Annotated in this window: 17 protein-coding genes; all 17 read left to right on the top strand. The window is 64.7% G+C overall.

All coding sequences use genetic code 11. The features are described 5' to 3' along the window. Position 1 precedes the first annotated feature (1 nt). A complete protein-coding gene (locus AAG813_RS09275; protein ID WP_096667603.1) occupies positions 2-1630 on the top strand; it encodes an MFS transporter in 1629 nt (542 codons plus the stop codon). A gap of 42 nt (positions 1631-1672) precedes the next feature. Beyond that, positions 1673-5491, top strand: coding sequence for a nitrate reductase subunit alpha (locus tag AAG813_RS09270; RefSeq protein ID WP_341914167.1), 3819 nt, complete (start codon positions 1673-1675; stop codon positions 5489-5491). Then, positions 5488-7020: a nitrate reductase subunit beta gene (gene narH, locus AAG813_RS09265; protein WP_341914165.1), complete on the top strand. Its 1533-nt coding sequence runs from the start codon at positions 5488-5490 to the stop codon at positions 7018-7020. Before AAG813_RS09270 ends, narH begins: the two co-directional genes overlap by 4 nt. Before the next feature lie 3 nt (positions 7021-7023). Beyond that, positions 7024-7731 (top strand): nitrate reductase molybdenum cofactor assembly chaperone, encoded by a 708-nt coding sequence (gene narJ / locus AAG813_RS09260; protein ID WP_341914163.1) that lies wholly within the window; start codon positions 7024-7026, stop codon positions 7729-7731. Continuing rightward, positions 7728-8450: a respiratory nitrate reductase subunit gamma gene (gene narI, locus AAG813_RS09255; protein ID WP_341914161.1), complete on the top strand. Its 723-nt coding sequence runs from the start codon at positions 7728-7730 to the stop codon at positions 8448-8450. Before narJ ends, narI begins: the two co-directional genes overlap by 4 nt. Before the next feature lie 27 nt (positions 8451-8477). Then, positions 8478-9338, top strand: a complete 861-nt coding sequence (locus tag AAG813_RS09250) for a peptidylprolyl isomerase (RefSeq protein ID WP_341914159.1) — start codon at positions 8478-8480, stop codon at positions 9336-9338. Then, positions 9335-10027 (top strand): carbonic anhydrase, encoded by a 693-nt coding sequence (locus AAG813_RS09245; RefSeq protein ID WP_096667615.1) that lies wholly within the window; start codon positions 9335-9337, stop codon positions 10025-10027. The genes AAG813_RS09250 and AAG813_RS09245 overlap by 4 nt, the downstream gene beginning before the upstream one ends. Further along, positions 10005-11276, top strand: coding sequence for a nitronate monooxygenase family protein (locus tag AAG813_RS09240; RefSeq protein ID WP_341914155.1), 1272 nt, complete (start codon positions 10005-10007; stop codon positions 11274-11276). Before AAG813_RS09245 ends, AAG813_RS09240 begins: the two co-directional genes overlap by 23 nt. Then, positions 11273-13699 carry an adenosylcobalamin-dependent ribonucleoside-diphosphate reductase gene (locus tag AAG813_RS09235; protein ID WP_341914153.1) on the top strand — a complete coding sequence of 809 codons (2427 nt, stop codon included), beginning with the start codon at positions 11273-11275 and terminating at the stop codon, positions 13697-13699. The genes AAG813_RS09240 and AAG813_RS09235 overlap by 4 nt, the downstream gene beginning before the upstream one ends. Beyond that, positions 13696-15018, top strand: a complete 1323-nt coding sequence (locus AAG813_RS09230; protein ID WP_341914151.1) for an NnrS family protein — start codon at positions 13696-13698, stop codon at positions 15016-15018. The genes AAG813_RS09235 and AAG813_RS09230 overlap by 4 nt, the downstream gene beginning before the upstream one ends. A gap of 14 nt (positions 15019-15032) precedes the next feature. Next, positions 15033-15713 carry a nitroreductase gene (locus tag AAG813_RS09225; protein ID WP_341914149.1) on the top strand — a complete coding sequence of 227 codons (681 nt, stop codon included), beginning with the start codon at positions 15033-15035 and terminating at the stop codon, positions 15711-15713. 12 nt (positions 15714-15725) lie between these two features. After that, positions 15726-16130 (top strand): ribonucleotide reductase subunit alpha, encoded by a 405-nt coding sequence (locus AAG813_RS09220; RefSeq protein WP_096696502.1) that lies wholly within the window; start codon positions 15726-15728, stop codon positions 16128-16130. A gap of 85 nt (positions 16131-16215) precedes the next feature. Continuing rightward, the gene (locus AAG813_RS09215) at positions 16216-16713 is read left to right on the top strand and encodes a hemerythrin domain-containing protein (protein ID WP_341914375.1); all 498 of its coding nucleotides are present in this window, start codon (positions 16216-16218) and stop codon (positions 16711-16713) included. 111 nt (positions 16714-16824) lie between these two features. Next, the gene (locus tag AAG813_RS09210) at positions 16825-18078 is read left to right on the top strand and encodes a glutamate-5-semialdehyde dehydrogenase (RefSeq protein WP_341914372.1); all 1254 of its coding nucleotides are present in this window, start codon (positions 16825-16827) and stop codon (positions 18076-18078) included. Next, entirely contained in the window at positions 18075-18374 is a 300-nt protein-coding gene (locus tag AAG813_RS09205) for a c-type cytochrome (RefSeq protein WP_341914143.1), read from the top strand. Before AAG813_RS09210 ends, AAG813_RS09205 begins: the two co-directional genes overlap by 4 nt. A 114-nt stretch (positions 18375-18488) precedes the next feature. Continuing rightward, positions 18489-19784, top strand: coding sequence for a glutamate--cysteine ligase (gshA, locus tag AAG813_RS09200; RefSeq protein ID WP_341914140.1), 1296 nt, complete (start codon positions 18489-18491; stop codon positions 19782-19784). A gap of 293 nt (positions 19785-20077) precedes the next feature. Beyond that, a complete protein-coding gene (locus AAG813_RS09195; protein ID WP_341914138.1) occupies positions 20078-21946 on the top strand; it encodes a potassium transporter Kup in 1869 nt (622 codons plus the stop codon). The last annotated feature ends 228 nt before the right edge of the window (positions 21947-22174 follow it).

The raw sequence follows: 22174 nt of genomic DNA, 5'->3' as shown, positions 1-22174 counted from the left end.
CATGAATACCAAAACCAGTTCCAGCGTTGACATCACCGACTGGCGTCCCGAGGACGAGCAGTTCTGGGAAAGCACCGGCAAACGCATTGCCTACCGCAACCTCTGGATCTCCGTCCCCAGCCTGCTGTGCGGCTTTGCCGTCTGGGGCATGTGGGGCATCATCACCGTGCAGATGCTCAACCTGGGTTTTCCCTTCACCCAGGCCGAACTCTTCACACTGACGGCGATTGCGGGCTTGGCCGGCGCCACCATGCGCATTCCGGCCTCCTTCCTGATCCGGCTGGCGGGCGGGCGCAACACCATTTTCCTGACGACGTCGATGCTGCTGGCGCCGGCCATCGGCACCGGCATCGTGCTGCAGCATCCCGAGTGGCCGCTGTGGTCCTTCCAGCTGATGGCGCTGTGGTCGGGCGTGGGGGGCGGCAACTTCGCCAGTTCGATGTCCAACATCAGCACCTTCTTTCCGAAGCGTCTGCAGGGCACGGCGCTTGGTCTCAATGCGGGTCTGGGCAACTTCGGCGTCACCGCCATGCAGGTTGTCATTCCGCTGGTGATGACCGTCGGCCTCTTCGGCAGCTTCGGGGGCGAATCGATGACGCTGGTCAAGGACAGCGGCTGGATCCTCGGAAAAATCACGGCGGGCACACCCACCTGGATCCAGAACGCCGGCTTCGCCTGGCTGCTGTCGCTGGTGCCGCTGTCGGTCATCTGCTTCTTCGGCATGAACAACCTGACCACCGTTTCGCCCGCCATCGGCGGCACGATCCCGGCCTTCCTCAAGATCATCTGGCTGTACACCCTGTCGTTTGTGCCGGCCGGCGTCGGGCTGTATCTCTACCTGCCCAAACCCACCGGGCTGGGCCTGCTCAACATGTGGATCGCCATGCCGCTGATCGTGGTCAGCACCCTGATGGTGCTGAAGGTGACGGCCTTCGGCCCGATGAAGGAAGCCATTGCCAAACAGTTCTCCATTTTCAGCAACAAGCATACCTGGTCGCTGACCCTGCTCTACATCGTGACCTTCGGTTCTTTCATCGGTTTTTCGATGGCCCTGCCGCTGGCGATCACGGTGATCTTCGGCATCAGCCACGTGCCGGACGCCGCCGGCGTCATGCAGCACACGCTGAAAAACCCGAACGCTCCGTCGGCGCTGACCTTTGCCTGGATAGGCCCGTTTGTCGGCGCGCTGATCCGGCCCGTGGGCGGCTGGGTCTCGGACAAGGTCGGCGGCTCCATCGTGACGCAGATCATCTCCGCCGTCATGGTGGTGGCCTCCGTGGCCGTGGGCTACGTCATGCTGCTGGCCTACAAGTCGGCCACACCCGAGCAGTATTTCCTGATCTTCATGGTGCTGTTCGTCGTGCTGTTTGCCGCCAGCGGCATCGGCAACGGCTCCACCTTCCGCACGATCGGTGTCATCTTTGACCGCCAGCAGGCCGGCCCGGTGCTGGGCTGGACCTCGGCCATTGCCGCCTACGGCGCCTTCATCGCCCCGGTGGTCATCGGTGCGCAGATCAAGGCCGGCACGCCGGAAAACGCCATGTACGGTTTTGCCATCTTCTATGCCCTGTGCCTGGTGCTGAACTGGTGGTTTTACCTGCGTCGTGGCGCCGAAATCAAAAACCCCTGACCCGCCGCTGGGCCCGCTTTTACCGCTTTACCGGAGAATCAAATGAGTCATTTTCTTGATCGACTGAGCCACTTTTCCAACCCCAGGGAGGCCTTCTCCGGGGAGCACGGCGTCACCACCGCTGAAGACCGGACCTGGGAAGACGCCTACCGCAACCGCTGGGCGCACGACAAGATCGTGCGCAGCACCCACGGCGTGAATTGCACGGGCTCTTGTTCGTGGAAGATTTATGTCAAGGGCGGCATCGTCACCTGGGAAACCCAGCAGACCGACTACCCGCGCACGCGCTGGGACATGCCCAACCACGAGCCGCGCGGCTGCTCGCGCGGCGCCAGCTACAGCTGGTACCTGTACAGCGCCAACCGCGTCAAGTACCCCATGGTGCGTGCGCGCCTGCTCAAGCACTGGCGCGAGGCGCGTTTGACGTTGCCGCCGGTCGAGGCCTGGGCGGCGGTGGTGCAGGACGACGCCAAGCGGCGTGACTACCAGAGCGTGCGTGGCCTGGGCGGCTTTGTCCGTTCCAGCTGGGACGAGGTCAACGAGATCATTGCGGCCTCCAATGTCCACACGATCAAGAAGCATGGCGCTGACCGCATCATCGGCTTCTCGCCCATTCCGGCGATGTCCATGGTCAGCTACGCCTCCGGTTCACGCTACCTGTCGCTCATAGGCGGCGTGTGCATGAGTTTTTACGACTGGTACTGCGATCTGCCTCCGTCCAGCCCCCAGGTCTGGGGTGAGCAGACCGACGTGCCGGAATCGGCCGACTGGTACAACTCCGGCTTCATCATTGCCTGGGGCTCCAACGTGCCGCAGACGCGCACCCCCGATGCGCACTTCTTCACCGAAGTCCGTTACAAGGGAACCAAGACGGTTGCGATCACGCCCGACTATTCCGAGGTCGCCAAACTCTCCGACCTGTGGCTGCACCCCAAGCAGGGCACCGACGCTGCGGTCGCCATGGCCATGGGCCATGTGATCCTGAAGGACTTCTACTTCGGCGGCAACGGCAAGCCGCGCTCCGCCTACTTCGACGACTACGCACGCCGCTACACCGACCTGCCCATGTTGGTGATGCTCAAGGAGCATCAGCTGGAAAACGGCGAAACCGTCATGGTGCCGGACCGCTATGTGCGCGCGTCCGACTTCAACGGCAAGCTGGGCCAGGCGAACAACCCCGAGTGGAAAACCGTGGCCTTCGATGCGCAGGGCAAGGTCGTGCTGCCGAACGGTGCCATCGGCTTTCGCTGGGGTCCGGATGGCCGGGCCGACGCCGGGCAGTGGAACCTGGAGTCGAAGGAAGCGCGCCAGGGTGACGAGGTCACGCTCAAGCTGTCGGTGATGGAGGGTGATGCGCCGAGTTCAGACAGCGCCAAGGTCGGCTTTCCGTACTTCGGTGGCATCCACCATGACCATTTCCAGAACAACGAGCAGAGCGACGTGCTGGTGCGCACGGTGCCGGTGCAGCGCATTTCACTTGGCAAGGCCGGCGAGGAGCGCTCGGCCCTGGTGGCGACGGTGTTCGACCTGCAGGTGGCGCAATATGGCATTCCCCGCGGCCTGCCCGGTGAACTGGCCGCTGCCGACTTTGACGACAACACGCCCTACACCCCGGCCTGGCAGGAGCAGATCACCGGTGTGCCACGCGACCAGATCATCGCCGTCGCCCGCCAGTTTGCCGACAATGCCGAGAAGACCGAAGGCCGGTCCATGGTCATCATCGGCGCCGGCATGAACCACTGGTACCACAGTGACATGAACTACCGCAGCGTCATCAACATGCTGATGATGTGCGGCTGCATCGGCAAGAGCGGTGGCGGCTGGGCGCACTACGTGGGCCAGGAAAAACTGCGGCCGCAGACCGGCTGGACACCGCTGGCCTTCGCGCTCGACTGGATCCGACCACCGCGGCAGATGAACTCCACCAGCTTCTTCTACGCGCACACCGACCAGTGGCGCTACGAGAAGCTCGGCGTGGACGAGGTGCTGTCGCCACTGGCCGACAAGAAGCTCTACGGCGGCAGCATGATCGACTACAACGTGCGCGCCGAACGCATGGGCTGGTTGCCAAGTGCACCGCAGTTGCAGACCCACCCGATGCAGGTGGTCAAGGACGCGCAGGCCGCGGGACTGGATGCGAAAGACTATGTCGTCAAGTCGCTCAAGGACGGCTCGCTCAAGCTGAGCTGCGAGGATCCGGACCATCCGGACAACTGGCCGCGCAACATGTTTGTCTGGCGCTCCAACATCATCGGTTCGTCGGGCAAGGGCCATGAGTATTTCCTCAAACATCTGCTCGGAACGGACAACGGCGTTCAGGGCAAGGACCTCGGCGCCGAAGAAGGCAAGCCCCAGGAAGTGGTCTGGCACGACAAGGCGCCCGAGGGCAAACTGGACCTGCTGGTCACACTCGACTTCCGCATGAGCACGACCTGCCTGTACTCCGACATCGTGCTGCCGACCGCGACCTGGTACGAGAAGAACGACCTCAATACCAGCGACATGCACCCCTTCATCCATCCGCTGTCCACCGCGGTGGACCCGGTGTGGCAATCGAAAAGCGACTGGGAGATCTACAAGGGCTTCGCAAAACGATTCAGCGAGCTCTGCGAAGGCCATCTCGGTGTCGAAAAGGAAATGGTGCTGACCCCGGTGATGCACGACTCACCGGGCGAGCTGGCCCAGCCTTTTGACGTCAAGGACTGGAAGCGCGGCGAGTGCGAGCTGGTGCCCGGCAAGACGGCGCCCCAGATGCAGGTGGTCGAGCGAGACTACCCCAACGTCTACAAACGCTTCACGGCGGTCGGCCCCCTGCTCAACAAGGTGGGCAACGGCGGCAAGGGCATCGGCTGGAACACCGAAACCGAGGTGCGGCAGCTCGGCGAACTCAACGGCCTGGTGACCGAGCCCGGTGTGACCCAGGGCATGCCGCGCATCAACAGCGACATCGATGCCTGCGAAATGGTGCTGCAACTCGCACCTGAAACCAATGGTCACGTGGCGGTGAAGGCCTGGGCGGCACTGGGCAAGCAGACCGGCCGCGAGCACACCCATCTGGCGCTGCACCGCGAGGACGAAAAGATCCGCTTCCGCGACATCCAGGCGCAACCGCGCAAGATCATCAGCTCGCCGACCTGGAGCGGCATCGAATCGGAAACCGTGTCGTACAACGCCGGTTACACCAATGTGCATGAACTGATCCCATGGCGCACCCTCACGGGCCGCCAGCAGTTCTACCAGGACCATCCATGGATGCTGGCTTTCGGCGAGGGTTTGGCCAGCTACCGGCCGCCGGTGAACCTGAAGGCCACCGCCGGGGTGCATGGCATCCGTACCAACGGCAATACCGAGATACTGCTGAACTTCATCACGCCGCACCAGAAGTGGGGCATTCACTCGACCTACACCGACAACCTGTTGATGCTGACGCTGAGCCGGGGCGGACCCATCATCTGGCTCAGTGAAGATGATGCCAAGCTGATCGGCGTGGAAGACAACGACTGGATCGAAGCCTACAACGTCAACGGCGCGATTGCCGCACGGGCTGTCGTCAGCCAGCGCGTCAAGCCCGGCATGGTGATGATGTACCACGCGCAGGAAAAAATCGTCAACACCCCGGGTTCGGAGATCACCGGCCAGCGCGGCGGCATCCACAACTCGGTGACACGCATCGTGCTCAAGCCGACGCACATGATTGGTGGCTACGCGCAGCTTTCCTGGGGCTTCAACTACTACGGAACCATAGGCACCAACCGCGACGAATTCGTTGTGGTGCGCAAGATGGACAAAGTGGACTGGCTGGACACGCCGCGCGATGACGAGCGGGCATTCGCTGTACAACAAATGGGAGAAGCAGCATGAAGGTACGCGCACAAATCGGCATGGTGCTGAACCTGGACAAGTGCATTGGCTGCCACACCTGTTCGGTCACCTGCAAAAACGTCTGGACCAGCCGGCCCGGCATGGAATACGCCTGGTTCAACAACGTCGAAACCAAGCCCGGCATCGGTTACCCCAAGGAGTGGGAAAACCAGGACAAGTGGAACGGCGGCTGGGTACGCAAGGCCGACGGATCCATCGAGCCGCGCCAGGGCGGCAAGTGGAAGCTGCTCATGCGCATCTTCTCCAACCCGAACATGCCGCAGATCGATGACTATTACGAGCCTTTCACCTTCGACTACGACCACCTGCAGTCGGCGCCCGAGATGCAGGCCACGCCGACGGCGCGGCCGCGCAGCCTGATCACCGGCAAGCGCATGGAAAAAATCGAATGGGGCCCGAACTGGGAAGAGATTCTCGGCGGCGAGTTTTCCAAGCGCAGCAAGGACGCCAACCTGGCGAACTTCGACCAGGTCCAGAAAGACATGGTCGGCCAGTTCGAAAACACCTTCATGATGTATCTGCCGCGCCTGTGCGAGCACTGCCTGAACCCGGCCTGCGTGGCCTCCTGCCCCTCGGGTTCGATCTACAAGCGTGAGGAAGACGGCATCGTGCTGATCGACCAGGACAAGTGCCGCGGCTGGCGCATGTGTGTCTCGGGCTGCCCGTACAAGAAAATCTACTACAACTGGAAAAGCGGCAAGGCCGAGAAATGCACCTTCTGCTACCCGCGCATTGAAGCCGGCCAGCCGACCGTCTGCAGCGAAACCTGCGTGGGCCGCATCCGTTACCTCGGTGTGGTGCTGTACGACGCCGACCGCATCCAGGAAGCGGCCAGCGTGGAAGACGACAAGGACCTGTACCAGGCCCAGCTCGACATCTTCCTGGACCCGAACGATCCCAAGGTGATTGAACAGGCGCGCAAGGACGGTATTCCCGAGGCCTGGCTGGAAGGCGCCCGCCGCAGCCCGGTCTACAAGATGGCTGTGGAATGGAAGGTGGCGCTGCCGCTGCACCCCGAGTACCGCACGCTGCCCATGGTCTGGTACGTGCCGCCGCTGTCGCCGATCACCTCGGCGGCCAACGCCGGCCAGATCGGCATCAACGGCGAGCTGCCCGACATCGCGCAGATGCGCATTCCCGTGCAGTACCTGGCCAACCTGCTGACCGCCGGCGACACGGCGCCGGTGATCCGCTCCCTGCAGCGCATGCTGGCGATGCGCTCCTACCAGCGCAGCAAACATGTGGACCAGGTGCAGAACCTGGCGGTGCTGGAACAGGCCGGGCTGACCGTGGCCGAGGTCGAGGAGATGTACCACATCATGGCGATTGCCAACTACGAAGACCGCTTCGTGATTCCGACCACCCACCGGGAATACGCAGAGAACGCGTTCGACATGCGTGGCGGCTGCGGCTTCACTTTCGGCAATGGCTGCTCCGACGGCGCCAGCGATGTCAGCCTGTTTGGCGGCAACAAGAAACGCACTATTCCCATCAAGGTGGAGGTCTGAACCATGGCACTTTTCAACAACACCCCCGCGGTGGCTTCGAAGAGCCTGCGCGTGCTGGCCCGGCTGCTCGGTTATCCCGACGCCGAGCTGCGCGGCCATCTGGGCGCACTGAGCGAGGCGCTGCACGAAGAGCGTGCGCTGGCGCCGCTGCGGCTGGCCGAGCTCGATGCCCTGATCGAAGCGCTCGCGCTTGCGCCGGCTCTGGAGACCGAGGCGGCTTATGTCGAGCTGTTCGACCGGGGCCGCGCCACCTCGCTGCACCTGTTCGAACATGTGCACGGCGACTCGCGTGACCGCGGGCCGGCCATGATCGATCTGGCGCAGACCTACGAGAAGGCCGGCATGTACCTGGCCGAGGGCGAGATGCCGGACTTCCTGCCGGTGGTGCTCGAATTCACCTCGACCCAGCCGCCGCGCGAGGCGCGTGAATTTCTGGCCGAGATGGCGCATATCTTCAATGCCATTTTTGCGGCCCTGCAGCAGCGCGAGAGTGCCTATGCCTCCGTGCTGGGCGCCTTGCTGGAGCTGGCCGGAGAGAAGGCCCAGCCGGTGCAGATCGCGGCGGAAGAACCTGTCGATGCGGTCTGGGAAGAGCCGGTGGTTTTTGACGGCTGTTCGTCCAAGGGCCAGGCCAGGCCGGACCAGCCGCAACCGATTCACATCGTGCCGCACGTACGCAAGGCACGGCCCACCCAAGGAGTACAAGCATGAGCCCCGGACTTCACGGATTTCTTTTTGGTGTCTATCCCTACATCTGCCTGACCGTGTTTCTGCTCGGCAGCCTGATCCGCTTCGACCGCGACCAGTACACCTGGAAAAGCGACTCGTCGCAGTTGCTGCGCACCGGCCTGCTGCGCTGGGGCAGCAACCTGTTCCACGTGGGCATCCTGTTCCTGTTCTTCGGCCATCTGGTCGGCCTGCTGACACCCCACGCGGTGTATGGCTTTTTCATGGACGCCGCGACCAAGCAGCGCATGGCGATCTACGCGGGCGGCATTGCCGGCATCATCTGTTTCATCGGCCTGTCGATGCTGATCTACCGGCGCGTGTTTGATCCGCGCATCCGTTACACCAGCCACAAGACCGATCTCGCGATCCTGCTGATTTTGTGGACACAGCTGGTGGTGGGCCTGATCACCTTGCCGTATTCGTGGGGACACGCCGACGGCAGCGTGATGCTGATCCTGGCCGAATGGGCGCAGCGCATTCTCACCCTGCGCGAGGTGGACTCTGCAGCCCTGGCCGTCCTGCCCTGGCCCTACCTGTTCCACATCGTGTTCGGCATGACCATCTTCCTGCTGTTCCCCTTCAGCCGCCTGGTGCATGTGTGGAGCGGTTTCGGATCGGTGGCTTACATTTTCCGTCCCTACCAGGTCGTGCGCAGCCGCCGCCTGGGTGTTGCCCGGGCCAAGTCGCCCGGTGCTCCTTGAACCCTCACCATGAACCAGGGACCCTCCATGACCACACAAACGCTTTCTTCACCCGTCGCCGCCCAGGGCTGCGGCAGTGGTTCCTGCCAGTGCGGCCCTGCAGCCGACCAGCCAGTTCAGCCCACGGCCTTGGTCAATGGCATCGCCCTGCATGCACCGGGGCAGCGCCCGGACACGGCCACGCTGCGCGAACTGGCCTACACCGAACTGCTGCGCCAGCAGGCGGTGTCGCAAGGCCTGCTGCCGCGCCACACCGGCCTGACGACCCCGGAACTGGGTCAGGCCGACCGCGAAATCATCGAGGCCATGGTGGACCGGCAGGTGGTCAGTCCCCAGCCGAGCGACGACGAAGGTCGGCGTTATTACGAAGCCCACAAGGCGCAGTTTCTGGTGGGCCAGGCACTGCATGTGCGGCACATCCTGTTTGCCGTCACGCCCGGCGTCAACGTCCAGGCGCTGACCGTGCATGCCGAACGTGCCCTGCTGGAGCTGTCGCACAAGGGGGTGGCTCCCGGACGTTTTGCACAACTGGCCACCGAGCTGTCCAACTGCCCGAGCAGCGCGCAGGGCGGCGACCTCGGCTGGATCACGCCGGAGGACTGCGCGCCCGAACTGGCGACCGAACTGTTTCACCTCCAGCATGCGCAAACCGGCACCGGCGTGCATCCACGCCTGTTCCACACGCGGTTCGGTTTTCACATCATCGACGTGCTGGAGCGCCGCAGCGGCACCCAGCCCGCCTATGAGGAGGTGCGCGAGCGCATCGCGGCCCTGCTGACCATGCAATCGCGCGCCCGGGCCCTGCACCAGTACATGAGCCTGCTTGTGGGGGAGGCGGAGGTCGAAGGCATTGCCCTGGAAGGGGCTGATTCGCCGCTGGTCCAATGACCGAAGACGTCGCAAGCGCGGACGAGTTGCTGCTTCGCTTGCGGCGTTTTCATTCCGACTATTTTCCGCTGCACCAGCAGCGCTTCCAGGACCTGGTGGCGCAGGGACAGCATCCCAAGACGCTGTTCATCGGCTGCTCGGATTCGCGCGTGGTGCCCTACCTGCTGACCGGTGCTGGCCCGGGCGAGCTTTTCATCGTGCGCAATGTAGGGGCGTTTGTGCCCCCTTACGATGGCTCGCATGGCTTGCACGGCACGATGGCGGCGATCGAGTTCGCGGTGCTCAGCCTGCATGTCGAGCGCATCATCGTCTGCGGCCACAGCCACTGCGGCGCCATCCGGGCCGCCTACGAAGGTGTGCCCGAGGAAGCCGTGGCCCTGCAGGCCTGGCTCAAGCTGGCCACCGAGGCCCTGCTGCCGGTCCAGGCCAGCCCCGAGGCCCTGCGCCGCACCGAGCAGCGTGTCGTGGTGCTGCAGCTCGAGCGCCTGATGGCCTACCCCATGGTGCGGCGCGAAGTCGAGAAGGGCACCTTGACGCTGCATGGCTGGCATTACGTGATTGAGGACGGTGAAATCCACATCTTTGATGTACGGCAAGGAAGTTTTGTGCCTGCTGCGATAGCCTCCAACAGCGGCACTGGCCCGTACCAACCTTATGTGGAGCACGATGGACAAATCATTAGCGACTGACCTGGCCGTCCAGGCAAGTGTCGATTCGGCGGCGGCCGCCGCCGCGATCCTGCAGACACTTGCCCACGATTCGGGCCTGCGGCCCTGGCAGATTGGCGGCAAGGAGCTGGTTCCGGTGGTGCAGGGCGGCATGGGCGTGTGTGTCTCGGCCGGTGGCCTGGCCGGCGCGGTGGCCCGCCTGGGCGGGGTCGGCACGGTGTCTTCCGTGGACTTGCGGCGCCTGCATCCGGATCTGATGGCCAAAACGGGCCACCTGGACAAGGAGCCCGATGCGAAAGCCGTGATCAATGCGGCCAATCTCGAGGCGCTGGACCGGGAAATCCGCCGGGCGCGCCAGCTGGCGCAGGGCCGCGGCCTGATTGCCGTGAACATCATGAAGGCGCTCGGCGCCTACGAGGATTACGTGCACCAAGCGCTGGCCAGCGGGGCCGATGCCCTGGTGGTCGGCGCCGGCCTGCCGCTGGATTTGCCGGAGCTGGCGCGTGACTATCCCCAAGTCGCGCTGATCCCCATCCTGTCGGATGCGCGGGGCGTGCAATTGCTGGTGCGCAAGTGGCAGAAAAAGGGGCGACTGCCCGATGCCATCGTGATCGAGCACCCGGGTCTGGCGGGCGGTCATCTGGGCGCGGCAAAGGTCGCGGACCTGCATGATTCGCGTTTTGACTTCGCGGTGGTCATCCCGCAGGTGCTGGAATTCTTCAAGACGGCGGGCATCGAGCGCGAGGTCCCTTTGATTGCCGCCGGCGGCATCAACTGCCGGGACGACATCCTGCGCCTGCAGGCCCTGGGCGCCTCCGCCGTGCAGCTCGGAACGGCTTTTGCCGTGACCCAGGAGTGTGATGCCGATCCCGCCTTCAAGAAGGTGCTGGCCGAAGCCAAGCCGGAAGACATGGTGGAGTTCGTCAGTGTGGCGGGCCTGCCGGCGCGCGCGGTGCGCACGCCCTGGCTGGACAAATACATCCGGCTCGAGCCCAAACTCCAGGCGGCGGCCCATGTCAAGGCCAAATGCAACATGTCGTTTGACTGCCTGGCCCACTGCGGCCTGCGCGACGGTGTGGCCAGCATGGGCCAGTTCTGCATCGACCAGCAACTCGGCCATGCGTTTGACGGCAATACGCGCAAAGGCCTTTTCTTTCGTGGTGCTGCCCGCCTGCCGTTTGGTGACCAGATCCGTTCGGTGCAAGAATTGATGCAGTGGCTGCTCGGCGGCGTTCGGCCGGCAGCGTCCAGCGCAGGAGCACAAGCATGAAACGCGATCAATTCGGGCGGCCCCAGGACCTGACGGCCACCCAACCCATCAGCCAGGACGTGCTGAAGGAAAAATACCTCAAGCCCGGCGAGTCGGGTGTGGAAGACCTGTACCGGCGCGTGGCGCGGGCCCTGGCCTCGGTCGAGCCGGAAGCGGAACGCGCCAAACACGAGGCCCTGTTCCTCGAAAACCTGCACGCCGGCGCCATCGGTGCCGGCCGCATCATGAGTGCGGCCGGCACCTCCATCCAGGCGACGCTGATTAACTGTTTTGTGCAGCCGGTGGGCGACTGCATCCAGGGCGTCGATGACGGCGGCTACCCCGGAATTTACGAGGCCCTGCGCGAAGCCGCCGAAACCATGCGGCGCGGCGGTGGCGTCGGTTACGATTTTTCACGTATCCGGCCGCGCGGCGCCGAGGTCAAGGCGACAGCGTCCATGGCCTCCGGTCCGTGCAGCTACATCAACGTTTTTGACCAGTCCTGTTCCACGGTGGAAAGCGCGGGTTCGCGGCGCGGCGCGCAGATGGGCGTGCTGCGCATCGACCACCCGGACGTGCACGAGTTCATCACCGCCAAGCGCACGCCCGGCCGCTGGAACAACTTCAATGTGTCGGTCGGCATGCCGGACGCGTTCATGCACGCCCTGGCCGAAGACCAGCCCTGGGAACTGGTGCACAAGGCCAAACCCGGCGCGCCGCTGATCGCGCAGGGCGCGTTCCAGCGTGCCGACGGCCTCTGGGTTTACCAGACGGTGGCGGCCCGCGAGTTGTGGGACACCGTGATGCGTTCGGCCTACGATTTTGCCGAGCCCGGCATCCTGTTCCTGGACCACATCAACCAGGACAACAACCTGCGTTACTGCGAAGACATCGCGGCGACCAATCCCTGTGGCGAGCAACCCCTGCCGCCCTACGGCTGCTGCGACCTCGGCCCCATCATCCTCACGCGTTTTGTGCGCCACCCCTTCGGCTTCAATGGCGTGCCGGACTTTGATTTCGAGGCTTTTGCGAAGTCGGTGACCACCCAGGTGCGTGCGCTCGACAACGTGCTCGACGTGACCTTCTGGCCGCTGCCGCAGCAGCAGGCCGAGTCGGCCGCCAAGCGCCGTATCGGTGTCGGTTTCACCGGCCTGGGCAATGCGCTGGCCATGTTGTGCCTGCGTTACGACGCGCCCGAGGGCCGCGAGATGGCGGCGCGTATTGCCGTCGCCATGCGCGATGCAGCCTACGCTGCCTCGGTCGCGCTGGCGAAGGAAAAAGGCGCGTTTCCGAAGTTCGACGCCGACGGGTATCTCGCCGCCGGCACCTTTGCCAGCCGCTTGCCGGCCGCACTGCAGCAATCCATCCGCGCCAACGGCATCCGCAACAGCCACCTGCTGTCGATTGCACCGACCGGCACCGTCAGCCTGGCGTTTGCCGACAACGCGTCGAACGGCATCGAACCGCCGTTCTCCTGGATGTACCGGCGCAAGAAACGCGAGTCGGATGGCAGCACCACCGAATACGCGGTGGAAGACCATGCCTGGCGCCTGTACCGCGAACTCGGCGGCAACGTGGACAAACTGCCCGGCTACTTTGTGTCGGCGCTCGAGATGTCGGCGGACAGCCACATTGGGATGATGGAAGCCGTGCAGCCCTTTGTGGACACGGCGATCTCCAAAACCGTCAACGTGCCGGCCGATTACGCCTATGAGGATTTCAAGAGCCTGTACCAGCAGGCCTGGCGCGCCAAACTCAAGGGCCTGGCCACCTACCGGCCCAATGCGATTCTCGGCTCGGTGCTGGAAACCCATCCGGGTCCCGCCGCCGCGCCGGCCGCGCCGGTGCCCATGGATCCGATGCGCACGGTGATCGAGAGCCGTCCCAAGGGCGCCCTGTCGGCGGTGGCCGAAAAGGTCGACTACTGGACGCAGGAAGGGCACAAGACGCTGTACATCGTGGTGTCTTTTCTGCCGGTGCCGTCGGCCAGCGGCGAGGGCACGGTCGAACGGGCCATCGAATTTTTCATGCCGGTGGGCCAAAGCGGCGAGTCGCAGCAGTGGATCACCTCCAGCATGCGCATGTTGTCGCTGGCCGCGCGTGGCGGTTTCCTCGAACGCGCGCTCAGCGACATGCGCAAGGTGGCCTGGGACCGGGGCCCGGTGCGGCTCGGCACCTACGAGAAGGCCGACGGCACACGTGTGCCGCTGTGGCACGACTCGGAAGTTGCGGCCATTGCCTATGCGGTGCAGAACATCATTGCGCGCCGCGCCCGGCAGGGCGTGGCCAGCGCAGCACCTGTGGTGGAGCCCCAGGTCGACATGGCGCTTGCGCCGCCGGTGATGGCGGGCAAGAAGTGCAGTGAATGTGGCGCCCACGCGGTGATCCGCAAGGACGGTTGCGACTACTGCACCCAGTGCGGCCACTTGGGCGTTTGCGGATGAGTGAGCGCCCGGTCATCGCCCTGCGGGTGAGGCCGGGCCGCCCTACGGCCAGCGAGCGGGCCGGGGTGGACCGCCGCTGGCGCGCCATCCATCTGCTGCTGGCGCCGCACCGGCTGGGTTTTTTCCTGGCCATGGTGGTACTGGTGGCCGCCGGTAGCTGGTGGGCGCTGGTGCAGCTGGACCGCCTCAGTCCCGCGCTGAGCCTGCCTTATGCGCTGTCGCCCTCGCTGGCCCATGGTGCGGTCATGACCTTTGGTTTCATTCCGCTGTTTTTCTCCGGTTTCCTGTTCACGGCCGGGCCCAAATGGCTGGGCGTGCCGCCTTTGTTGTCCCGCCAGTTGCGCGGGCCACTGCTGCTGCAGGTCACCGGCTGGCTACTGTGTCTGGCCGGCGCGCACCTGCATGGCCTGACGGCCCTGGCCGGGCTGATGCTGGCCGGCGCGGGGCTGTCCTGGGTGACGGCGCTGTTCTGGGGGCTGATCCTGCGCAGCCGGGCCGACGACCAGGTGCATGCGCGCACGGTCGGTGTGGCCTGTATCGTGGGCTGCCTGAGTCTGGCGGGGCTGGCGCTCAGCCTGCTGCTGGGCGAGCCCGACGTGGCGCGCGCCTGCGTGCTCACTGGCTTGTGGGGGTTTGTGGTGGTGGTCTATGTCTCGGTGGCGCACCGCATGATTCCGTTTTTTACCTCCAGCGCCCTGCCGCGCATCGACGCGTGGCGCCCGTTCTGGGTGTTGTGGCTGATGCTGGCCGTCGCGGTCGCCGAGGTCGTGGCCGTGTGGGTCGAGCTGGACGGTCCGCTGCAAGGCACGGCGGGCACATTCTGGCGGGTGGCCCGCGGGGCCTTCGAGCTGGCCGCGGGCAGCGTGCTGCTCTGGCTCGCTGTCGTCTGGGGGCTGGTGCAAAGCCTCAAGAACCGTCTGCTGGCCATGCTGCACATCGGGTTTTTCTGGCTCGGCGTGGCGCTGGTGCTCGGGGGCGTGTCGCAATGGCTGGGCATGGTGCAGGACGCGCCGGTGCTGGCCCTCGGCTCGCTGCATGCGCTGACCATGGGCTGCCTGGCGTCGCTGATGCTGGCCATGGTCACGCGGGTGTCCTGTGGCCACAGCGGCCGTGCGCTGGTGGCCGACAACCTGATCTGGACGCTGTTCTGGCTGCTGCAGGCCGCGACGCTGCTGCGCATTGCGGCTGCCGCGCAAACGGCCCTCGCGGGCTGGCTGCTGCTGGCGGCTGCCCTGTTGTGGGCCGGCGTCATGGGGGTGTGGGGTGTGCGGCTGGGCAACTGGTATGGCCGCCTGCGTGCTGACGCGCGGCCCGGCTGAGGGGAGTATTCAAGATGAACCTGCTTGCCGTCCCGGCCCCATTGCCACTATCTACCGCGCCAGACCAGGATCCCGCCATCCTGGCGGCGACGCTGATGCAGTCACGCCAGACCATTTTGCCCAAGCGCCTGCTGGCACCCGGTCCCGACGCGAAGCAGCTCGGCATGATCCTGAACGCGGCGGCCACGGCGCCTGACCACGGGCAACTGCAACCCTGGCGCCTGGTGCTGGTGCCGCAGGCGGCGCGCGCGCGGCTGGCCGAGGTGTTCGGTGCGGCGCTGATGGCGCGTGACGCCCAGGCTACTGCGGAACAGCTGGCGCAGGCGCGCGAAAAAGCGCACCGTGCCCCCTTGCTGATGCTGGTGATCGTCGATGGCCAGCGCGGCGATGCGGAGATCGACCTGGCCGAACGCACCGTGTCCGCCGGCTGTGCGATCCAGAACATGCTGCTTTTGGCCACCGCATTGGGGTATGGTTCGGCATTGACCAGCGGCAAGGCGCTGAAGTCTGCCGGCCTGCGCACCCTGTTTGGCCTGGCGGCCAGCGAACAGGCGCTGTGTTTTGTCAGCATCGGCACGGCCCAGTCGCGCAAGCCCGCGCGCCTGCGCCCTGCGCCGCCGGATTTTGTAAGCAGCCTTTCTGCCGACGGGGACGCGCCGGGGCGCGAACCAGCGGATTCTTTTTATTCCCTGTGACTGGATGGATTCATGGACATTCTGAGTTTTGACGACCTGCTGCAGGCAGCCCGGGCCCAGCCCGAGCCGCAGCGCCTGCTGTTTGTGTTCACCGGCGTGGAGCTGCCCGAGGACAGCACGCCGGTGCAACGCGAGCGTTTTGAAGCCGGCCAGGGCGGCGCGCTGGTGCCGCTGATGTGTGTCGACAAGCGGCCGGAAGAGCTGAGCTCGTTTGCTGCGCTGGTGCAGGAGTCCAGCCAGTTCGGCCACAACTGGGGCCTGGTGTTTGCGGCTGCGCTGGGGGGCTCGGTGAACCGCGCGCCCACCACCGAAGATGCCGAGGAGCCGCTGCAGCGCATGGTCGAGTCCATCAAGCAGGGCCAGATTGGCGCTTTCATCCCGTTTGACCCGCAGGGCCAGCCGGTGCAGTTCGGCTGACATGGGCACGGTGCGCCGCAGTGCGCGAACCGGGGCCTTGCCCGGCTTTCATGCGCCCGGGGCGGGTTTTGAAGCGCCGTTCGAGATGCTGGGCGCCTGCCACGAGCGGGTCGAGCGCATGCTGGCCTTGCAGGTACGCCTGCAGCAGCACCTGCTGGCTCACGGCTGCGACGATGCCGCGCGGCAGGCCGCGCGAGACGTGATGCGTTACTTCGACCTCGCCGCGCCCCTGCACCACCAGGACGAGGAGCTCCACGTGTTCCCGCCGCTGCTGGCCGGGCCGGACACTGCCCTGCGCGCCCTGGTGCAGCGCCTGCTGCAAGACCACCGCGACATGGAAGCCGCCTGGCCCGCGGCGCGCCATGTGCTGCAGGCCGTTGCCGACAGCCCGGCTGCGGACTGGACGCCGCTGGACCCCGCCCGGACCGCGGCGCTGGACCGGTTTGCCGCACTGTACGTGCGCCACCTGGCCGACGAGGACCAGCTGGCCTATCCCGCGGCGCAGGCCACGCTGACGGGCGACGCCCTGCGGGCCATGAGCCAGGACATGATGCAGCGCCGCGGCGTGCCCGCCGGGAAGTGACGGCCGTGCTCCCCGCCGCATGAATACGGGCAAAATAGGGTCATGAACGCGCCTGATCTTTCCCACACGCTGACCCGAAGCAGCGAAACCGACGCCGAACTGGCAGGCCTGATGGCGGTCATGGGTTCCAAGGCAAAAGCGGCCTCGGCCCAGACGGCGCGTGCGCCGGCAGCTATCAAAAACAGAGCGCTCCTGGCGCTGGCCGGCTTGCTGCGGCAGAACATCGCGCCCTTGCAGGCGGCCAACCAGCGCGACCACGAGCGGGCGGCGGCGGCCGGCCTGGCCGGTCCCCTGCTGGACCGCCTCAAGCTGGGGGCCAAGGACATCGCCACGGTGGCCGCGGGTTGCGAGCAGCTCGCCGCCATGCCGGACGTGATCGGCGAGATCATCGGCATGAAGCAACAGCCCAGCGGCATCCGCGTCGGCCAGATGCGTGTGCCGATCGGCGTGTTCGGCATGATTTACGAAAGCCGGCCGAATGTCACGATCGAAGCCGCGTCGCTGGCCATCAAGAGCGGCAACGCCTGCATCCTGCGCGGTGGCTCCGAGGCGATCGAGTCGAACAAGGCGCTGGCAGCCCTGGTGCACCAGGCCTTGATGGACGCCGGCCTGCCGGCAGACGCCGTGCAGCTGGTGCCCACCATCGACCGTGCGGCGGTCGGCCTGCTGATCACCATGCCGCAGTATGTGGACGTGATCATTCCGCGCGGCGGCAAGGGCCTGATCGAGCGCATCAGCCGCGACGCGAAAGTGCCGGTCATCAAACACCTGGACGGCAACTGCCATGTCTATGTGGACGATCCCTGCGACATGGCCATGGCCGTGGCCGTGGCCGACAACGCCAAAACGAGTAAATACAGTCCCTGCAACGCCAGCGAAGGGCTGCTGGTGGCGCGTGGCGTGGCGGCGGACTTCCTGCCGAAAATCGGCGCCATCTACGCCGCCAAGGGCGTGGAGATGCGCTGCGACGCCGAAGCTTCGGCGATGCTTGCAGGCGTGCCCCAGGCCGTGGTTCAGCCCGCCAGCGAGCAGGACTGGTACGAGGAATACCTGGCGCCGGTGATCAGCATCAAGGTCGTGGCCGGTGTGGACGAAGCGATTGCCCACATCAACCAGTACTCCAGCCACCACACCGACGCCATCCTCACGCGCGACCACATGCATGCCCAGCAGTTTCTGCGCGAGGTCGATTCGGCCAGCGTCATGGTGAATGCGAGCACCCGCTTCGCCGATGGCTTCGAGTTTGGCCTGGGCGCCGAAATCGGCATTTCCACCGACAAGTTCCATGCCCGCGGCCCGGTTGGCATCGAGGGCCTGACCTCGCTGAAATACGTGGTGCTGGGCAACGGCGAGGTGCGGCTGTGAAGGCCGCTCTCCTGGCCGCGCTTCTCGCCGTGCCGATGGCGAGCCAGGCAGGTTCGGCGCTGGCCGTCGACATGGGCTGCTACAACTGCCACGGCGCCTACCGCCGCGGCGAAGCCCCCGCTTTCGAGCAGCTTGCCGCGAAGTTCGCGGGGCTCAAGGGCGATGCGGCCAGCGAGCAGAAGCAAATGGACAAGTGGCGCCAGGGCGAATGGCTGGAGCACATCGATGCCCACGAGCGGATCAGCCCGGAAACCGCCAGAGCGCTATTTCACTGGCTGGTCGAGGGCGCAAAATAGCCCGCGTCGGTCGGTGGCCGGCCCCGGGGCTGACGGCTAGGTGCCTCGCCTTGAATGCGGCGTGATCGCCTCCACCTCCTAGAATTCGCTTCCAATACTTATAAAGAGGGCCGCATGGTTCCGCATCTCATCACTGCCCTGAACGGCCCGATCAACGAACTCGAGCAGCGCATCCTGGACACCACACCGGCGATCGAGCGCTGGTTTCGCCTGGAGTGGATGGAGCACACGCCGCCGTTTTACAGCTCGGTCGATGTGCGCAACGCCGGCTTCAAGCTGGCGCCGGTGGACACCAACCTCTACCCCGGCGGCTGGAACAACCTGACGCCCGAGATGCTGCCGCTGGCCGTCCAGGCGGCGATGGCGGCGATCGAGAAGATCTGCCCCGAGGCGCGCAACCTGCTGGTCATCCCCGAAAACCACACGCGCAACACGTTTTATCTGGCCAACATCCTGCAGCTCAAGCGGATTTTTCACCAGGCCGGGCTCAATGTGCGTTTTGGCTCGCTGAGCCCGGACATCACCGAGCCGACCACGCTGACCCTGCCCACCGGCGAACAGATCACGCTGGAGCCGCTGGTGCGCACCGACCGGCGTCTGGGGCTGAAAAATTTCGACCCCTGCACCATCCTGCTCAACAACGACCTGTCGGCCGGCATTCCCGGCATGCTGGAAGACCTCAACGAGCAGTACCTGTTGCCGCCGCTGCATGCGGGTTGGTCGGTGCGGCGCAAGTCGCGCCATTTCCAGGCTTATGAAGAGGTGTCCAAGCGGTTCGGCAAGCTGCTGGGCGTGGACCCGTGGCTGATCAACCCGATGTTCGCCAAGTGCGGCGAGGTCAACTTCGCCGAAGGCACGGGCATGGACTGCCTGACCACCAACGTCGATGCCCTGCTGACCAAGATCAAGCGCAAGTACAAGGAATACGGCATCAACGAAAAGCCGTTTGTCATCGTCAAGGCCGACAACGGCACCTACGGCATGGGCATCATGACGGTGCGCGACGTGAAAGACCTCGACGAGCTCAACCGCAAGACCAAAAACAAGATGAGCACCACCAAGGACGGCCAGCAGCTGTCCGAGGTCATCATCCAGGAAGGGGTGCAGACCCACGAGCGCATCAACGACGCGGTGGCCGAGCCCGTCGTCTACATGATGGACCGCTACGTGGTGGGCGGCTTCTACCGCGTGCACGCCGACCGCGGCATCGACGAGAACCTCAATGCCCCCGGCGCCAGCTTCGTGCCGCTGGCCTTTGCCGACAGCGGCCGCCTGCCGCAGCCGGGCGTCAAACCCGGCTCCAGCGGGCCGAACCGCTTCTACATGTACGGCGTGATCGGCCGGCTCGCCATGCTGGCCGCCAGTTACGAGCTGGAAGCCACCGACCCGGACGCCGAGGTCTACGACTGATAAAGGGCCCGAGCGGCCCTTTTTTCATGCCTTTTTGCCACCCAGCCCAATGGGGACGGGCGCAGGCAGCTATCAAAAAAAGAGCGAATTCGGCGCCCTTCCAGGCGGAGGGAAAAGGCGGCCGCTTTGCGCCGCAGTTACAAGTTGTTGCAGTGCAACAAAATGCCGGATTCTCGCGATTAGGGGTCTGCGCTGACTTGCCAAGTGCCGGACGAGGCGCAAAATAGCGTTCCTCATGGCAACCCTTCCCGCCGCTGGCACCTGACTGATCCAGCCCAAGCGGGAATTTTTTTGTGTCCAGTAAAAAATCATCACTTGCGGCGCTGACTCTGGGCGCCGTTGGCGTCGTTTACGGCGACATCGGAACCAGTGTCCTGTATGCCATCAAGGAAGTCTTCGGCTCCGGGCACGTCGAATTCACCCCTGAAAACGTTTACGGCATCCTGTCCATCTTTTTCTGGACGCTGACCGTGATCGTCTCGATCAAGTACGTGTTGCTGGTGCTGCGCGCCGACAACAACGGCGAGGGGGGGCTGGTCGCCATGCTCGCGCTGGCCTCGCAGGCGGTCAAGGACAAGCCGGAACTGCGGCGCATCCTCCTGATCATCGGCATTTTCGGCACCTCGCTGTTTTACGGCGATGGCGTGATCACGCCGGCCATCTCGGTCCTGTCTGCGGTTGAGGGTCTGGAGGTCATCTCCCCGGCCTTCGAAAAATACGTGATCCCCGCGACGCTGGTGATCCTGTTTGCGCTGTTTGCCGTGCAAAAGCGCGGTACCGCCGGCATTGGCAAGTTTTTCGGCCCCATCACGCTGGTCTGGTTTGCCGTGCTGGCACTGCTGGGCGCGGCGCAGATCATCACCAATCCGATCATTCTCAAGGCGGTGAGCCCGCATTACGCCGTGATGTTCATGTGGTTCAACCCGGGGACGACCTTCATCATTCTTGGCGCGGTGGTGCTGTGCGTGACGGGCGCCGAGGCCCTGTATGCCGACCTCGGCCACTTCGGCAAGAAGCCGATCCGCCTGGCCTGGTTTGCCGTGGTCATGCCCGCCCTGACCCTGAACTATTTCGGCCAGGGCGCGCTGTTGCTGAGCAACCCCGAGGCCGTGAAAAACCCCTTTTACCTGATGGCCCCGGATTGGGCGCTGGTGCCGCTGGTGTTGCTGGCCACCATGGCGACGGTGATCGCCTCGCAGGCACTGATCACGGGCGCCTTCAGCGTCACCAAGCAGGTGATCCAGCTGGGTTACCTGCCGCGCCTGAACATCGAGCACACCAGCGTGCGTGACACCGGGCAGATCTACATTCCGCTGGTGAACTGGGGCCTGTTTGTCACCATCGTGCTGGCCGTGGTGATGTTCCGCTCGTCAAGCAACCTGGCGGCCGCCTACGGCATCGCCGTCTGCACCGACATGCTGATCACGACCATCCTGACCTTCTATGTGATCCGTTATGGCTGGAAGTACCCCTTGTGGCTCTGCCTGTCCGCCACGGGTGTCTTTTTTGTCGTGGATTTCGCCTTCTTCGCCTCCAACCTGATGAAGCTGTTTGCCGGCGGCTGGTTTCCGCTGGTCATTGGCGGGATCATCTTCACGCTGATGATGACCTGGAAGCAGGGGCGGGCCTTGCTCAACGAGAAACTGCGTGCCGACGCCATTGACCTGCCCAGCTTCCTGGAAGCGGTATTCATCAGCCCGCCGGCCCGCGTGGAAGGCACGGCGGTGTTCCTGACCGCCGAGCCGGGCGCCGTGCCCAATGCGCTGCTGCACAACCTCAAGCACAACAAGGTGCTGCACGAGCAGAACCTGTTTGTCACGGTGCGCAACCACGAGGTGCCCTGGGTAGGCATGGACAAACGGCTCGCGATCGAGGCGCTGGGCCACAACTGCTGGCAGGTGGTGATCCACTACGGTTTCAAGAATGACCCGGACCTGCCCAAGGCGCTCGAGCAGATGCGCACACGCGGCTGCGAGCTGGACAACATGACCACCAGCTACTTTCTCTCGCGCGACGTGGTGGTGCCCACCATAGGCAGCGGCATGGCGCCGTGGCGCGAGAAGCTGTTTGCGCAGATGCACCACAACGCCAGCGGCGCGGCGGACTTCCTCAACCTGCCGAACAACTCGGTGGTGGAGCTGGGCAGCAAGATCGAGATTTGATCTTGGTGTTTTGCGGCTTTTGCCCCATGAATACGGGCGGAGGCAGCTATGAAGTTTATAGCTAAATCCTCCTCGTACTTGTCATCCCGGACTTGATCCGGGATCCATGTTGGTTTGCTCGTGCCGCTGGGTATGCCTGCTGGCCGGGACTCGCCCCGGCGGGCGAGGCACTTTTCTTTGCTTCGCCAAAGAAAAGTACCCAAAAGAAAGGCGACCCGATGGTCTGGG

Source organism: Polaromonas sp. YR568, assembly GCF_943371715.1.
Classification (GTDB): domain Bacteria; phylum Pseudomonadota; class Gammaproteobacteria; order Burkholderiales; family Burkholderiaceae_C; genus Polaromonas.
This window is presented reverse-complemented; position numbering and strand designations above follow the sequence as displayed.

Excerpts from the sequence above, each read along its gene's own strand:
- AAG813_RS09230 (WP_341914151.1), top strand. The coding sequence starts at position 13,696 with ATGAGTGAGCGCCCGGTCATCGCCCTGCGGGTGAGGCCGGGCCGCCCT.
- AAG813_RS09270 (WP_341914167.1), top strand. The coding sequence starts at position 1,673 with ATGAGTCATTTTCTTGATCGACTGAGCCACTTTTCCAACCCCAGGGAG.
- narH (WP_341914165.1), top strand. The coding sequence starts at position 5,488 with ATGAAGGTACGCGCACAAATCGGCATGGTGCTGAACCTGGACAAGTGC.
- AAG813_RS09240 (WP_341914155.1), top strand. The coding sequence starts at position 10,005 with ATGGACAAATCATTAGCGACTGACCTGGCCGTCCAGGCAAGTGTCGAT.
- narJ (WP_341914163.1), top strand. The coding sequence starts at position 7,024 with ATGGCACTTTTCAACAACACCCCCGCGGTGGCTTCGAAGAGCCTGCGC.
- narI (WP_341914161.1), top strand. The coding sequence starts at position 7,728 with ATGAGCCCCGGACTTCACGGATTTCTTTTTGGTGTCTATCCCTACATC.
- gshA (WP_341914140.1), top strand. The coding sequence starts at position 18,489 with ATGGTTCCGCATCTCATCACTGCCCTGAACGGCCCGATCAACGAACTC.
- AAG813_RS09245 (WP_096667615.1), top strand. The coding sequence starts at position 9,335 with ATGACCGAAGACGTCGCAAGCGCGGACGAGTTGCTGCTTCGCTTGCGG.
- AAG813_RS09235 (WP_341914153.1), top strand. The coding sequence starts at position 11,273 with ATGAAACGCGATCAATTCGGGCGGCCCCAGGACCTGACGGCCACCCAA.
- AAG813_RS09210 (WP_341914372.1), top strand. The coding sequence starts at position 16,825 with ATGGCGGTCATGGGTTCCAAGGCAAAAGCGGCCTCGGCCCAGACGGCG.
- AAG813_RS09215 (WP_341914375.1), top strand. The coding sequence starts at position 16,216 with ATGCTGGGCGCCTGCCACGAGCGGGTCGAGCGCATGCTGGCCTTGCAG.
- AAG813_RS09220 (WP_096696502.1), top strand. The coding sequence starts at position 15,726 with ATGGACATTCTGAGTTTTGACGACCTGCTGCAGGCAGCCCGGGCCCAG.
- AAG813_RS09275 (WP_096667603.1), top strand. The coding sequence starts at position 2 with ATGAATACCAAAACCAGTTCCAGCGTTGACATCACCGACTGGCGTCCC.
- AAG813_RS09250 (WP_341914159.1), top strand. The coding sequence starts at position 8,478 with ATGACCACACAAACGCTTTCTTCACCCGTCGCCGCCCAGGGCTGCGGC.
- AAG813_RS09225 (WP_341914149.1), top strand. The coding sequence starts at position 15,033 with ATGAACCTGCTTGCCGTCCCGGCCCCATTGCCACTATCTACCGCGCCA.